General features: G+C 56.4%; 13 protein-coding genes. 6 read left to right on the forward strand and 7 right to left on the reverse strand.

Going from position 1 to position 13,791, the window contains the following annotated elements; genetic code table 11:
* Positions 1-7 precede the first annotated feature (7 nt).
* Complete coding sequence (locus tag ACIPOO_RS11140) at positions 8-1,234, reverse strand: OprD family porin (RefSeq protein WP_400606727.1); 1,227 nt, start codon at positions 1,232-1,234, stop codon at positions 8-10.
* A gap of 209 nt (positions 1,235-1,443) precedes the next feature.
* Between ACIPOO_RS11140 and ACIPOO_RS11145 the strand changes: the two genes are divergently transcribed.
* From ACIPOO_RS11145 to ACIPOO_RS11155, 3 genes are all read left to right on the forward strand, one after another.
* A complete protein-coding gene (locus tag ACIPOO_RS11145; RefSeq protein WP_400606729.1) occupies positions 1,444-2,349 on the forward strand; it encodes a LysR family transcriptional regulator in 906 nt (301 codons plus the stop codon).
* Positions 2,350-2,619: 270 nt separating this feature from the next.
* The gene (locus ACIPOO_RS11150; protein WP_400606731.1) at positions 2,620-4,071 is read left to right on the forward strand and encodes a YfcC family protein; all 1,452 of its coding nucleotides are present in this window, start codon (positions 2,620-2,622) and stop codon (positions 4,069-4,071) included.
* Positions 4,072-4,106: 35 nt separating this feature from the next.
* Positions 4,107-6,032, forward strand: coding sequence for a CocE/NonD family hydrolase (locus tag ACIPOO_RS11155; protein ID WP_400606733.1), 1,926 nt, complete (start codon positions 4,107-4,109; stop codon positions 6,030-6,032).
* Here the strand turns inward: ACIPOO_RS11155 and ACIPOO_RS11160 are convergent.
* Both ACIPOO_RS11160 and ACIPOO_RS11165 read right to left on the reverse strand, forming a co-directional pair.
* A complete protein-coding gene (locus ACIPOO_RS11160; protein WP_400606736.1) occupies positions 6,029-6,160 on the reverse strand; it encodes a DUF2256 domain-containing protein in 132 nt (43 codons plus the stop codon). The two genes, ACIPOO_RS11155 and ACIPOO_RS11160, sit on opposite strands and share 4 nt — an antisense overlap.
* 85 nt (positions 6,161-6,245) lie before the next feature.
* Positions 6,246-6,761, reverse strand: a complete 516-nt coding sequence (locus tag ACIPOO_RS11165) for a YkgB family protein (RefSeq protein WP_400606739.1) — start codon at positions 6,759-6,761, stop codon at positions 6,246-6,248.
* A 124-nt stretch (positions 6,762-6,885) separates the two neighbouring features.
* On the opposite strand from ACIPOO_RS11165, the gene ACIPOO_RS11170 reads away from it, so the two are divergent.
* A complete protein-coding gene (locus tag ACIPOO_RS11170; RefSeq protein ID WP_400606741.1) occupies positions 6,886-7,725 on the forward strand; it encodes a cupin domain-containing protein in 840 nt (279 codons plus the stop codon).
* Between the two features lie 34 nt (positions 7,726-7,759).
* On the opposite strand, the gene ACIPOO_RS11175 is transcribed toward ACIPOO_RS11170, so the two are convergent.
* Both ACIPOO_RS11175 and ACIPOO_RS11180 read right to left on the reverse strand, forming a co-directional pair.
* The gene (locus tag ACIPOO_RS11175) at positions 7,760-9,202 is read right to left on the reverse strand and encodes a zinc-ribbon domain-containing protein (protein WP_400606744.1); all 1,443 of its coding nucleotides are present in this window, start codon (positions 9,200-9,202) and stop codon (positions 7,760-7,762) included.
* 568 nt (positions 9,203-9,770) lie between these two features.
* Entirely contained in the window at positions 9,771-10,058 is a 288-nt protein-coding gene (locus tag ACIPOO_RS11180; RefSeq protein WP_274131013.1) for a hypothetical protein, read from the reverse strand.
* 466 nt (positions 10,059-10,524) lie between these two features.
* Here ACIPOO_RS11180 and ACIPOO_RS11185 point away from each other — a divergent pair, with 466 nt between their 5' ends.
* The gene (locus tag ACIPOO_RS11185; protein WP_400606747.1) at positions 10,525-10,944 is read left to right on the forward strand and encodes a DUF6632 domain-containing protein; all 420 of its coding nucleotides are present in this window, start codon (positions 10,525-10,527) and stop codon (positions 10,942-10,944) included.
* A 68-nt stretch (positions 10,945-11,012) separates the two neighbouring features.
* On the opposite strand, the gene ACIPOO_RS11190 is transcribed toward ACIPOO_RS11185, so the two are convergent.
* Both ACIPOO_RS11190 and ACIPOO_RS11195 read right to left on the reverse strand, forming a co-directional pair.
* On the reverse strand, positions 11,013-11,576 hold the full coding sequence (locus ACIPOO_RS11190; RefSeq protein ID WP_400606749.1) for a carboxymuconolactone decarboxylase family protein: 564 nt from the start codon (positions 11,574-11,576) through the stop codon (positions 11,013-11,015).
* Positions 11,577-11,709: 133 nt separating this feature from the next.
* On the reverse strand, positions 11,710-12,627 hold the full coding sequence (locus tag ACIPOO_RS11195) for a DMT family transporter (RefSeq protein ID WP_400606751.1): 918 nt from the start codon (positions 12,625-12,627) through the stop codon (positions 11,710-11,712).
* Between the two features lie 115 nt (positions 12,628-12,742).
* Here ACIPOO_RS11195 and ACIPOO_RS11200 point away from each other — a divergent pair, with 115 nt between their 5' ends.
* On the forward strand, positions 12,743-13,684 hold the full coding sequence (locus ACIPOO_RS11200; protein ID WP_400606753.1) for a LysR family transcriptional regulator: 942 nt from the start codon (positions 12,743-12,745) through the stop codon (positions 13,682-13,684).
* Positions 13,685-13,791 lie beyond the last annotated feature (107 nt).

Consider the following 13,791-nt stretch of genomic DNA (forward strand, 5'->3'; position numbering starts at 1 on the left):
GCGGGCTTTACCAGAGTTCAAAGGTATACGTCAGGTACAACCGATTGTTGTCGCGGTCACTGGCGTAGGTCGAGCGCGACACAGCGTTTCGGTATTCGATCCCCAGGCCTTTGAGTGACCCTGCCTGAACGATGTATCTGAGATTGGTATTGAGCTCGTGCTCGCGAGCCAGGCGATCTTTGTAGGCGCCATCGTCGCCTTTGTAGTAGCGGGTCATGAAACTGAGCCCCGGGATTCCCAACGCTGCGAAGTCGTAGTCATAACGCAGCATCCATGTTTGCTCACCCGGCTGGATGAACTTGCCCACTCCCGCATTCGAGAACGAATACACCGTACTGACGCTGGCGTAGGGTAATGCAGTGTCGCCGTAGACTTTCTGGTAGCCCAGACTCAGCGCATGCCCGGTCAATCGATAAGTGAGCAGGCCGCTGAACATGTCGCTGTCGACTTGCCCATTACGGGCAGCGCCCACGTCCGCGCTGTTGAAGTAACGTAAATCGGTGGTCAGGCTTCCAGGCCCGACGGGTGTCTTGTAAACCAGACCCAGAAACTGTTGCTGATAAAACTCTCGCATCTGACCGTAGTAATAGGTTGCGCTGAGGTTTTTGGTCAATGAATAGGTCGCGCCGGCGAAGTCGAAATCCGTTCCCTTGGTACCGCTGTAACCCTGCGGGAAAATATCGACGCTGTCGGTCGAGTTGCGTGCCTTGAACTCATCCAGATGCCCCGCGTGCAGGTACAGCTTGTCGATGCCGGTGTATTCCACCTGGGTGCCGCGAAATGTCTGTGGCAGCAGGCGGCCGTCGTTGTAGACCAGAACCGGAATCTTCGGCAGCAGCGTGCCAGTCTTGATGAGCGCATCACCCCAACGAATTTTTGCGGTCAACCCCAGGCTTGAGTATTCATCTGCGGCGTGACCGTCATCGTGCACAGGCAACAGGCCAGTGCCTGCGTGTTCAGGGGACGAGTCAAGCTTGAGTCCCGAAAGCCCCAATACATCAAGGCCAAAGCCGACGGTGCCCTGGGTGTAGCCTGAGCGCATGTTCAGCAAAAAGCCTTGTGCCCATTCCCGGCGGTCGTTGCCCCCGTCCCGGTAGTCGTCGTTGAAGTAGTAGTTGCGCAGCGCAAGGCTGGCGTGGGAGTCCTCGAAAAAACCCTGCGCCCGGGCTTCAGGGCACATCGATATCAATGCACTTGCGCAGGCCAGTGTGGTGGTCGGGATGGATTGACGCATGAAAACTCCTCGGCTGGATATTGTCTTTTTTGGCAGCGGAACAAGGCACTGATATCGCCATGGCGCGAGTGCGCCTCTGGACTTGCGAGCGCTTGGTGCCGGACACTAATCGGCCATAAATCACCGCGCAACGTTATGAGTGAATCGCATTGGGCTATGCGAAACGCGCTGGCGCTGTTTAAAAAACGCATGGTCCTGGGAGTTCTCCGGTGAATCTGAAACAGCTCGAAACCTTCAAGGCGATCATGGCAACCGGGTCGACGATCGGTGCCGCGACTCGACTCGGCCTGTCGCAATCGGCTGTCAGTCGCTTGCTTGGACAACTGGAGGAATCACTGGGATTTGCGTTGTTCCTGCGCCGCAAAGGGCGGCTGACGGCCACGCCTGAAGCGGAGGAGTTCCTGGCCGAGGTCGCCGGGCTGGTGGACAACCTGCAGCGCGTGCAGCGTCTGGCCGATGAGCTGCGGATGGGTCGCTCCAGGCGCACCTTGCTCAAAGTCGCGGTGCCCACCAGCATGACGCAGCACTTGCTCCCCAAAATCGTCGCGGAGTTTTTGAAGGATCGCGAAGACGTTGTGATCGAGCTGCTGACCGGCTCCTATGACAGCCTGGAACGCGCAGTGCTGGATCGTACGGCCGACTTCGCCTTTGTCAGGCTGCCCACCGAACTCGAGGGTTTTGATATCGAGCCGGTGCTGGACACCAACGGCGTGTGCGTTTTGCCATCCGGCCACCCCCTGGCTGCCAGGGATGAGCTTCGAATCGAGGATCTGCGCGATGTACCGCTGGTGCTCCTGGGACGCCAACGCAACTTGCGTACCGAGCTGGATCAGCGTTTTCGCAGCGCGCACATCACGCCGCAGGTTCGGGTGGAAGTGCACTCGGTCAGCGCAGCCTGCGCTTTCGTGGCTCAGGGGGTAGGGGTCTCCATCATCAATGCGCTGCTGGCCAATGATTTTTCCGGGCTGCCTATCGTCACCCGGCCGTTGACGCCCGCGTTGCCCTATCGGTTCGGGCTGATTTTCCGCAGCGATCTGCCGCGCTCCAAGGCTGTGAGCGCGTTCGCCGAACACCTCAAAGAGCGTTTGATCCTGGGCGCCTCTCACATCGTTTGAGGGCGCAGAATCCCAGGATTTGCATAGCCTGACCCGGATTGCTCATAGCGTTGTGGGCGCTGATCGATTGTTTTAGTGTCCTGCCCATACCCCGTCAGGGGCATCACAAAAACAACTATGAGCGCGCCGTCATGCCCACTTTTTCATCGCTCTTCACCCAGCGATCAAACGCATCCGTTCCTGTGCTCTTGTCTGATCCGATGCTCGCCAGTGCACTTTGCATTCCTGCCCCCACCTGCACGCGTCGCGCATTTATCCGGGTTCAACAAGATGACTGATATCACCAAAACGACGACCTCTGCCCCGAGTGTGTGCTCACCGGCGAGAGATGATGACAAGGGCTCGCCGAACAGACAGGTCAACCCGTCCCTGATCCTGCTCGCGATCGTTTTCCTGGCACTGATCCTCACCTACGTGGTGGACTCCGGGGAGTTCCAGCGTAAGGGCATCGCAGTGGTTCCAGGGTCTTACCATGTACTGGAGAAAGACGACTCGTGGATGCAACTCATTGCGACCGCGCCCAGGGCCGTCAGTGGCGAAAGTGCTCGGGCGGTTTCCATAACCGAAGCCTTCATGGCGATTCCCCAAGGCATCGAGAAACGCGCGGGTTTGATCTTCATGGTGCTGTTTATCGGCGGCATGTTCGGCGTGCTCAACAAAGCCGGGGTTATCGAAGCCGGGCTCGAGCGCTTGCTGGGGATGACCCGGGGCAATGTCTATGTGCTGATACCTTGCCTGATGCTGGCATTCTCAGCGGGCAGCACATTCATGGGATTGGCCAAGGAATACATCCTGGTAGTGCCGCTGATGGTCGCGATGACCACCCGGCTGGGGCTGCCCAATATCATTGGCCTGGCCATAGTCGCCATCTCGGTCAAGGTGGGGTATCTGGGCTCGATCTCAAACCCGGTCGCCCTCGCAGTCGCGCAACCATTGGCAGGCGTTCCGATGTTCAGCGGGCTGAGCATGCGGGTGGCAGCGTACGTGATCTTTCTGCTGGTGGGCATTGCGTTTGTCTTGCTGAGCATTCGCCGGCTGGGCTTCGACACTTGCGCTGAATTCGCATTCAAGCATGCGCCGCTTCCCGCCCGACACGTCGTCAATCTGCTGATAATGGCCATCGGTATCGGGTTTCTGGTGTACGCCTCCAACCGTTGGCACTGGAAGTACCCCGAGCTTTCTTCCTATTACCTGGCCCTGAGCATGCTGTTTGCCGCCGTGGCTGGCCTGGGGGCGAGCGATGCCGCCACGGCATTTGTCGACGGGATGAAAAAGGTGCTGATGGCAGGTGTGCTGATCGGCCTGGCCACCGCTGTAGAAATCATCCTGAGCACCGGCCAGGTGCTGGATACCATCGTCGAGGGGCTCAGCGAGATGATCGGACACCATGGGCCGCTGGTTTCGGCCTTCGGGATGTTCTTCGCTCAACTGAGCCTGGACGTTGTGATCCCGTCGACTTCGGGGCAGGCCGCAGTGACGATGCCGATCTTCGGGCCGCTGGGCCAGTTATCCGGTGTCACCGGGCAAACCACAGTGTTTGCCTTTCTTCTCGGCAATGGCCTGACCAATTTGATCACACCTACTTCCAGCGGTCTGCTGGTACTCCTTGCCACCGCGCAGGTGGGTTGGGGGCAATGGGCACGTTTCATTTGGCCGCTCTTTGTGGTGTTCGCTGCAATTGCCCTCGGCCTTCTGAGCTACGCCGTGTTCAGCGGCTACTGAGCCGTTCTTGATGACTGTTCGATGAGTTCGTATCCATGCAAACACTCCGTAATCTGAAAGTGCCGATGCGCGACGGTATCTGCCTCGCAACCGATGTCTATCTGCCAGACGGGATGACAACTGCGCTGCCTGTCGTCATCGAACGCACGCCCTATGACAAGTCCAGCCCCTCACGTTCGGAAAAGCAGCTCGATGGCCATCATCTTTCCCGGGAAGAAATGGCGTTGGCGTTCACCCAGCGTGGCTTGATTGCGGTGTTCCAGGACTGTCGAGGGCGCTACGCCTCCGAAGGTGTGTTCGTGAAGTACACCCACGAAGCCCAGGACGGTTTCGACACGCTCGCCTGGTTGGTGGAGCAGCCCTGGTGCAATGGTCGAGTGGGCAGCATGGGGCTTTCCTATGCGGCGCACACCCAACTGGCAATGGCCTGCCTGAATCCACCGGGGCTCACGACCATGGTGCTGGACTCGGGTGGTTTCGCCAACGCCTACCAGTGCGGGATCCGCCAGGGCGGTGCGTTTGAACTCAAGCAGGCAACTTGGGCGTTCAAACAGGCCAAAGAGAGCCCGGCGGCCAAGGCAGACCCATTGATCTACGAGGCATTGCAGCAAGAGGACATACGTTCCTGGTTTGCTCGCATGCCTTGGCGCCCTGGTCATTCGCCGCTGCGCCATTCGCCTGAGTACGAAGACTATCTGTTTTCGCAATGGAGCCACGGAACCTTCGATGATTACTGGCAGCAGTTGGGCCTTTACGCCGAAGGCTATTACGACATGATTCCGGATATCCCGGTGATGTTCATGTCGAGTTGGTATGACGCCTACGTCAGCTCAACCCTGAGCAACTACGCAGCATTCACCCGCGCACGGTCGGCGCCGCAAAGGCTTGTCATGGGGCCATGGCTGCACGGCGATAGGAACATCACGTTCAGCGGCAACGCAGAGTTTGGTCCTCAAGCCAGTTTCGACGGACACGTTGCACCAACCTGGCTGGAATGCCGGCTGCAGTGGTTCGAGCAGCATTTGTCAACGCGCGAGGCGGCGTCTGTTCAGTCTCAGCAGGTGCAGGTGTTCCTGATGGGTGGAGGAAGCGGGAAGCGCAATGCCGACGGACGCATCGAGCATGGCGGGCAGTGGGTTTGTGCCAATCAATGGCCGCTGCCCGGCAGTGTCGAGCACTCGTTGTATCTCACTCAAAGCGGTGACCTTGAACGGTCGAAGCCGATTGATACCGATCAGCAATTAAGCTATTGCTTCGACCCGCAGAACCCCGTGCCAACGATAGGCGGCGCTCTGACCTCAGGTGCTCCGGTTTTTGCTGGCGGTGCATTTGACCAGCGCGAGTCGGCGGACTTCTTCGCAACGCTCAGGAACAACAGGCCGCTGATCGAGCGTGCCGATGTATTGAGTTTTGAAACGCAGCCATTGAACGAGGACGTGATCGTCGCCGGCGATGTCCGCATCGAGTTGTGGGTCCAGAGCGATAGTCTTGATACCGACTTTACCGCCAAACTCGTGGACGTCTATCCGCCATGTGCCGATTACCCAGACGGTTATGCCATGAACATCACGGACGGGATCTTTCGCTGTCGCTACCGAGAGTCATGGAGCGAGCCGACGCTGTTGACGCCTGGACAACCGTTCAGGATCACGATCAAGCCTTTCGCGACCTGCAACGTGTTCAAAGCCGGGCACCGCATTCGGCTGGACATTGCCAGCAGCAACTTTCCGCGTTTTGACATCAACCCCAATACGGGCGAGCCCGAGGGTTCGGCGGTGGGACATAAAGTTGCACGAAACACGGTACATGTGAGTGCGATGATGCCGTCTCGTCTGATTCTGAGCGTTCTGCCCACGGCGCCCGATGCGGGAAGACAAGCGGTTAAGGGATGGCCGCGGACAGTACTCGATGGAGCGCCAGGGTGCCTGGCAATCGGAGCAATGCGACTTGTCCAGCCCTAGGGCCTGTTACGCCGGCAACGCTCGGAGCAGTACTTCACTTCGTTCCAGCAGCGTGCCCATTTCTTGCGCCAGGTAAACGGCAGGCCGCAGGTGACGCAGATCTTTGTAGGCAACTCGTTTTTCTTCAACTGGGCGCTCCAGCGTAATACCAAAAAAGGGCCTTCCCATGATACGGGAGGCCCTTTGATTTTGATGCTTGCGCAGTAGCCAGACTCACTGCACCTGTTTTTCCAGCGCCGTCAGCGAGGTACCCGCAACAAAAATGGAAGCCGCCAGCAGCCCGAGGTCTTTGAGCAGGAACTGCCCTGGCACTACCGAGATGGCCGGGAAGCCAAGAGATGGCTCGAACACGCCCGGCGTTGTCAGCATGAACGACAGCGTGGTGAAGAACAGCCCGGCTGACAGAATTCCGCCCAGAAGGGAAAGTTTGGGCGAGATCAGCCGGCCAGCGATCAGCACACCCACGGAGATTTCCAGTACACCCAGGAAGTTGGAAAAGCCCTGAATGCTCATGAAGCTGTACATCCAGGACAGCAACGGGCTGTTGCTGACAAAACCGTGAATCCCGTTCGCTTCGTAACCTGAGAATTTCATCCCGCCGAACCACAGGTAAATCACCGTCATCGCAAAGTAGAGGGCGCCGATTCCAAGTCTGGTTACCTTATCGCCCAAACCCTTCTTGAGCAGGCTGACGGAACCAGTGTTATTGCCAGTTGTGAAGGTAGTCATGATGTCTCTCCAAAGGTGCAGCGCGTTGTGCGCTGTGTATGGCGAGATCATGCGCTGGAACTTCATCGCATTGGACGCAGATAGTCGATACTATGCTGCAGATCGTCCAGAGTAGGTGAACACCATGGATCGCCTGTCCACTTTACTGTCGTTGTTCGGCGTGCGCGCCAACATGTACTACAGCGGCGAGCTGTGCGGAGTGAGCCCCCTATATGGCGCTGTACAGAGAGGCTATCTGCACCTGCTGCAACAGGGAGAACTCGGGCTGGCCATCTCGGGCAAACCGGTTCAGCGCCTGACCCAGCCCAGCCTGATCTTCGTGCCCAGGCCCAGCCGTCATCATCTGATCGGCGACGAGGAGGGCGGGGCACATCTTCGATGCGCCTCCCTGGAATTCGCAGGCGGGGCGAGCAACCCTCTGGCGGCGTCGTTGCCGGACCTGATCGTGCTGCCACTCGCCGAATTGCCGATGCTCGCCGACACCCTCAAATGGCTGTTTGCCGAAGCTGAGGCCGATCATCATGGCCGTCATGCGGCGCTGGACCGCCTGTTCGAGTTGGTCGTCATTCAACTGCTGCGCCATCTACTCGAGCAGCAACAGCTCAAATCCGGAATGATGGCGGGCCTAGCGGACCCTCGTTTGGCGCGCTCGCTCATGGCAATCCACGAACAGGCGCAGCACCCTTGGTCAATTGCCGAACTGGCCGCGACATCCAACATGTCGCGAGCCAGTTACGCAGCGCATTTCAAAGCGGTGGTAGGGCAGACTCCGGCTGAATACCTGCTGGCATGGCGGATAAGCCTTGCGCAGAAGCTGTTGAGGGAAGGGCGTTCAATGGCCCTGATTTCTGACCAGGTGGGTTATGAAAGTCCGTCGGCCCTGGCGAGGGCCTTTCGGCGCAGGACGGGGTTGAATCCTCGGGACTGGATGAAGTCGGTGGATGCGGATTCACCACCTGACTGAACTACGACCGTGACCAATCGTAACGGTCAGGCTTTTATGGAACACGATATTTTTCACAGAGCTCGATGTACTTATCATTAAATAAGTACTTGTTATATTCATTCAGATTGATGCTGACTTCAGTGCCTGTTTTCGCAGCAATGAAGGTAGCAACCTCGGCAATCGAAATCCTCCATTGCTTTTCATAAAATCCATTGCCACTAACCTGAACCACTTTGTCTGATGTCGACAGTGCTTGCAAACGGTCATCCCTGAAGCGTATAACCAACCAGCCCGCAGCCTGAAGTTTTGTATCTTTTATTTTGTCGGCCTCAAGCTTTGTCTCATGCCAACGAAACCCATCAACTTCGATGGCAATCTTTTTGTTATTCTTTTCAAACGATATATCTATCTCGATTTTCGCTCCATCAATGTCGTACTTTTTTGAATGCTTAACCACAACACCCAGCAAACCCTCGATCTCGCTAGCGAACCTTAGCTGCATACGGCTAATGTTGCTATTACATAGAGGACATCCTGGATTTGTCATGCGAGCATCAATAGAACGCTTCCAAGAGTGATCTGGATGCAGAGGGCACTGCCACAGAACCTGCAAGCGCGAGTTGGGAGGGACGTCTGCCGGTCGCAAGCTCGGATACTTAGGGCAAACCTGCCACTGGTTCGCAATGTTAGGGTTTACCTCAGCGAGGTTGCCTCGTTTAGCGATTCGAGTCGCCCAGTTTTTCCGCATTGAATGTGCTTTACGAAGTGTGACGCATTCGTGGTCAGCGCAATAGAGCTCGCTATCTTTTGTAGCGCTTTGCAATTGGCGACGGACGGGGCCGCTACATCCATCACAGCTGAATATGCCATAGCGATTCGATTTTGGCTTAACGGTAGCCAAATCTACCATGCAGGTGGCATGTTGCTTGGCCGCCAGATTGGGATATTTATCTTTTAAGCTTTTACCAGGACCAGCTAGCTTCGCGTAAGATTGTCGACCTGACGAGACGGTTTTCTTGTTGGTTTTGTAGGCGGCTCTGCAGACTGTCTCTTCGCAGAAGAGAGCGTATTCATCATCCTTAATCGATAGCGGACTGCAGACAATGTTAGGCTTATTACAACTCCTGCAGCGAAACACAAGCTGTGCCTTAGACTTACGGGACGTGGTTGCGGCCAGACGGGCATCATACAACTGATCAGCAAGCTGTGGCCTGTATTCTAGAAGAGACTGAAAATTCTTGCCCGTCCGCGGCGGAAGTTTCTCTCTGCGCTCTTTCTGGCAGGATTCTTTATCGCAATAAATCAAAGATGCATCACCAGTGCGCGCAAGATTATAAATAATCCTTTCTACAAAATTTCCGCAACTTACCCCCATACACTCAAATCTGAGTCGCTCATGAGAATTCCGCGCCACAGCACTAGGGTCCACGGTAGGGTCAAGACGCTTGCTCAATCTGGGATAAGCATCCAGAAAACTCTGTTTTATCGCTGCCACGTTCTATTCCTTGAGCTTTTAAAAATTGCACTCATGCAGAGGGCAGTAAAGCATCTTCAGATGCCTAAGGAGAATCATCCCCCCGGAGTTCTTGAATAATTGTATAACGATCTTTGATAGGAAGTCTGCATAGGGAGCAGGGGGATGGCTGCCAATTTCAACTTCTGGCGAAGGTACGATGGAGGCGAGCGCAATCGCCGCAGCGTCCTAGTGGGGCTATGGTGAAATCGGTGTGCGTCGATTAGATAGCGGTGACTGCGCAAAAAAATGCCGACTGCTTGATTGCCACCAATCGCATTTTGGGTAATGCCTCCGAACGATGTACCGTTAATGCTGGCCCGAGATACAGGCTGTGTGTCCAGTTAACTCATGGCGAACATCGACCGAGTCATGGCGGCCAAAGAGAAGAACCGTGGAAGGAAGCTAGGGCGAGAACTGCCACAACGTGCAATATCCGGGTCTGACAGTTATCGGATATTGCAAATGCGTCTTTCCACGCTCCAGGGCTCTAAACCGAGCCTTTTCGCCGATTAGCGTCAATCTGACCATGAGTTGCTCTAAACGTAGATCAAATGCCTTTCATGCATTTGCGGACATCGTCGTCGATTACATTCCCAGGCTTGATGCAATCCCTCAACGGCTTCTCATCCTGCAACGCCTCGAACTCGGCTCGCTGCCTGTTCTTACAGTTCTGATTCATGGCCTTGCCAAGCGCCGAGGTGTCGCCTTTGTAGGATTCGCACATCGATGCATTGGCGAGCCGTTGCATCTGGATGACCATAGGCAGCGTCACGGGATCTGCAGCCCATGTGCTGGAATGAATGCAAGCCAGGAGAATGAGCGCCGCGTGTTTCATTGTTCGTCCTTGAGTTGGAAAGTGAAGCTGGTGATCTGGTGGGTGCGGATTGTAAGTGGGTCTGGGTGGTGAGAGACAAGCGTCGTGATTGGCATGGCGATGATGGAGAGCGTTGGGATGGGATTGGTCAGTATGTGGGTGTGGTGAATGGGATGAACTGAGTGCTGACAGGATTGGGGGTTTTGGAGCCTTTCAAAGCGAGACACCCAGCCTCGGGAAACGGATACGCAATTACGTATAATGTATATTATGTTAAATAGCGTATTAGACGCGTTCGCACTTCGCGTCACCAGCCTCATGGTTTTCACGGTTGTCACGTCGAATCTGCCATATTGCTGCTGCATCCCAACCGCTTTCGTCCGGCCACTCGCAACGTAAATGTCACGCCGTTTGAAAACGGCTTCTACACTGCTAAGTACCCAGCCGCTCATGAGGTGTGCCCGTGCCCCACATCGAGCACCATGCCATGACCGCTCTCGATAGCCTCAAGTATCTGCGAGTCGTTCTAATTCTGGCCGGCCTCGCGTGCCTTGCCCTCTACCCACTCATGTTGTTTTGGCCTTCCGGCTGGGCCTGGCATAACGGTCACTCGGACTACCCGATGATGATCGTTGGCATCTACGCCACACTTGGCGTGTTCTTGATTTTGGCCGCACGTGATCCACTCGCCAATCTGAGTCTGATCTGGTTCACCGTCTGGTCTAGCGCCATACACAGTGGAGTCATGGCCGTCCAGGCGCTCACCCAGCCGGCGCAGATGGGACACTTGGTAGGTGACGTGCCGGCACTCTTCATTGTGACGGTGGCCTTGGCCATCTTGACGCCTCGTCATCCTCCGGAGCCCGGGGTACCTCATCACCGGGCAATCGGTCGAAATGGCGAATAGCAAGCTGGATGGATGTGATGGCATCGAACCCGCTTCGTTCGTTGCTGCTCATCCTGTCGAATGAGCAGTCATTCCTCATCAAAAGGCAGAGGGGAATCGGAATCACGTCGGACGTCAAAGACATTCAAGGTCATCGCCACCAACGCGTAATACCCGTACACCCCGACAAGTTCGACCATCGCTGACTCTCCAAAAAGCGCGACACCTTGCTCATACAGTGCAGCATCAACCCGCCGGGTTTGATAAAGCGACTGACCGATCTCATACACGCACTGTTCGTCAGCACTGCTGAAGACCGGTGTCTGCTGCTGCCTGAGAGACTCGATCACAGCGTCGGAGATTCCAGCGTCTCGGGCGATGGGCTCATGAATCTGCCACTCGGCCTGGGAGCGCCACCAGGCAGCCGTTGTGAGAATGGCGAGTTCAGTCAGCCGGAGCTCTAACGCAGTGCCGTATCGACAGAACGCTCCTAAACGCTGCGCGTGGTCGGCCAACTCCGGGCTGTGGATCCAGGCCAGGAACGGGCCATCCAGATTACCGCGAGGCCCTTTCAGAATGTCGGCCAATACGCGCTGCTGGTCTTCGCTCATCTCGTTCGGCTGCAGTGCTGAAAGACGTGATTGAATATCCATCGTTTACTCCTTGCAGATTTGAGTCGCTACGTCACGCTCGAACCCAGGCCTGGCGCAGTCGGCCAATCGAACCTGCATACAAAATGGACATTGGGCTGCAGCCTCGCTATCTCGATTCACCGCAGACAGCCTGTCAAGCACCAGGAGCCGCTGCCTTCAACCGCAAGAACGACCAATTGTTACTGGCAAGAATGCACGATGCAAAAATCAAAACTCCCCCTATCCAGCTTTGTAAGGTGATCGGCTCACTGAGCCAGAGCATGGCAAATATCCCGCCGAATATGGGTTCGCTACCCATCAGCAAAGAGACTCTCGTGGGGTTGCTTCGCTTTATCGCGTAATTCTGGGCAAAAAAAGCAAACAGCGTGCATGCCATGACCAGGTAGCCGATGTAGCCCCAGAAAGCCGTGGGGTCGGAGATCTGGGCGAGGCTTTCCAGTGGCGCAGGCATGGTGAGAAACGTCAGCAATATGCAGCCCAATGCAACGACTCCAGACTGCAGTGCAGTCACGGACAATGCTGGAATCTGGCTGCTTTGGACGACGCGCTTGATCAGGCAAACCTGCACTGCCCTACCCAACGCAGCCAGCAAGATCAGCGCATCACCGGCGTTGATTTGGAAATGACCGTGCTGGGTCATGAGTACCGCACCGATTACGGATATGCCTACCGCCAGCCACTCTAGTTGGGTCGGCCTTCTTTTCAGCCAGAACCACTCGACCAGGGGCGTGAGCATTACGCAAAGGCTGATGAGAAATGCCGCGTTTGTGGCGGAGGTGTAAAGCAGTCCGAATGTCTCGCTCAGAAAAATCGCCAGCAGCAGAAACCCCGTGCTCAGCAGTCCCAGAAATCCCTGCAGTGATAATCCAGCCAGTTGCCGTAGCGCTGGGCTCAGGATGATGAAGGTGATTCCGAATCTCAGGGCTAACAATCCCAGCACTGGGTAAAACACCAGAGCGGACTTCACTACGCCATAGCTTGTGCCCCACACCACGGCTACGGCCAAAAGCATGAGGTCGCTGATGAATAACGTTTTACTGCGGTTGATCATTGGTACGCCCCTTTGTCTAGGCGGGCAGTATTGAGCCGCACTTAGGGCAAGACAACGCATCTGCGCGACACATGAGTTATGCTGCGGTTGCACAAATCACACTAGTGAACTGATCATGACCCCTGCCCAGCTACATGAATCTCTGGCCGACATGGCGCTTCTGGTGCGTGTCATCGATGCGGGTAATTTCTCGGAGGCGGCCCGCCAGCTCGGTAGTCTGCCCTCCTCTGTGAGCCGGCAGATCAAGCGTCTGGAACAGTCCTTGGGCGCACAACTGCTGGAGCGTACAACGCGGCGGCTTCGTCCGACCGAGGCCGGGATGGAGGTTTATCGCCACTGCAGCCGCATGCTTGAAGCCGCCAACAGTGCAGTAAACGTCGCGGGAGAGCTCGCCTCCTCGCCCAGAGGCCGGGTCAGGCTGAGCGCGCCTACGCAGTTTGCGCGGACAGTATTGCACCCGCTTGTGCCGGCATTTCTGGGCCTCTACCCGCAGATTGATGTACAGCTGGTTTACAACGACCTTGACGCCGACCCTCTGGCGGATGATGTGGATCTTGTGATTCGTCTCACCAATCGCCCGCCACAAGGGCTGGCTGGACGTCCGCTGGGAAGGGTTCGCTGGCTACTTTGCGCATCACCCGGGTATTTGCAGCGCCATGGCCTCCCGACAGTTCCGTCGGACCTGGCGCAGCATCAGTGCGTGTATCTGGGGGAAACGCCCGATGACAATCATTGGAGGCTCCGACAGGGAGATCGAACTCAGTCTGTCCATGTCAAAGGTCGCTACATCGCAAATCACGCCGGCGCGCGATTGAGTGCGGCGGAGCAGGATCTGGGTATCGCAAATCTTCCAGATTTCATCGCCAGAGACGCCCTGCAGAGTGGGAGAGTTACTCACGTGTTGCCTGAGTGGGAGCTGGATCCGGGCAAGTATCATGGTGAGATCTGGTTGCTCTACCACCCGACGCGCTTTCTGCCTGCGAAGGTGCGCGTACTCATTGACTATCTGATCGCTCGTGTCGGTGAACAGTTATACCCTTCAGGGGCCGAGCGGTAGCTTGTCTTCTAACGGCTAACACGGAAACGGCGTTTCAACGCCGACGGCATGCTCTGCCCCGGTCGCCATGCGATGGAAGCAGAAACGTTGCCATTGTCAGGCAGCGA

Origin of the sequence: Pseudomonas sp. NPDC090201 (assembly GCF_044746825.1) — a bacterium.
In the GTDB taxonomy this organism is placed as follows: domain Bacteria; phylum Pseudomonadota; class Gammaproteobacteria; order Pseudomonadales; family Pseudomonadaceae; genus Aquipseudomonas; species Aquipseudomonas putida_AD.

What these genes read in the sequence shown, in the direction of transcription:
- ACIPOO_RS11155 (WP_400606733.1), top strand. Translation starts at nt 4,107, where the DNA reads ATGCAAACACTCCGTAATCTGAAAGTGCCGATGCGCGACGGTATCTGC.
- ACIPOO_RS11195 (WP_400606751.1), bottom strand. Translation starts at nt 12,627, where the DNA reads ATGATCAACCGCAGTAAAACGTTATTCATCAGCGACCTCATGCTTTTG.
- ACIPOO_RS11140 (WP_400606727.1), bottom strand. Translation starts at nt 1,234, where the DNA reads ATGCGTCAATCCATCCCGACCACCACACTGGCCTGCGCAAGTGCATTG.
- ACIPOO_RS11165 (WP_400606739.1), bottom strand. Translation starts at nt 6,761, where the DNA reads ATGACTACCTTCACAACTGGCAATAACACTGGTTCCGTCAGCCTGCTC.
- ACIPOO_RS11185 (WP_400606747.1), top strand. Translation starts at nt 10,525, where the DNA reads ATGACCGCTCTCGATAGCCTCAAGTATCTGCGAGTCGTTCTAATTCTG.
- ACIPOO_RS11170 (WP_400606741.1), top strand. Translation starts at nt 6,886, where the DNA reads ATGGATCGCCTGTCCACTTTACTGTCGTTGTTCGGCGTGCGCGCCAAC.
- ACIPOO_RS11190 (WP_400606749.1), bottom strand. Translation starts at nt 11,576, where the DNA reads ATGGATATTCAATCACGTCTTTCAGCACTGCAGCCGAACGAGATGAGC.
- ACIPOO_RS11150 (WP_400606731.1), top strand. Translation starts at nt 2,620, where the DNA reads ATGACTGATATCACCAAAACGACGACCTCTGCCCCGAGTGTGTGCTCA.
- ACIPOO_RS11180 (WP_274131013.1), bottom strand. Translation starts at nt 10,058, where the DNA reads ATGAAACACGCGGCGCTCATTCTCCTGGCTTGCATTCATTCCAGCACA.
- ACIPOO_RS11200 (WP_400606753.1), top strand. Translation starts at nt 12,743, where the DNA reads ATGACCCCTGCCCAGCTACATGAATCTCTGGCCGACATGGCGCTTCTG.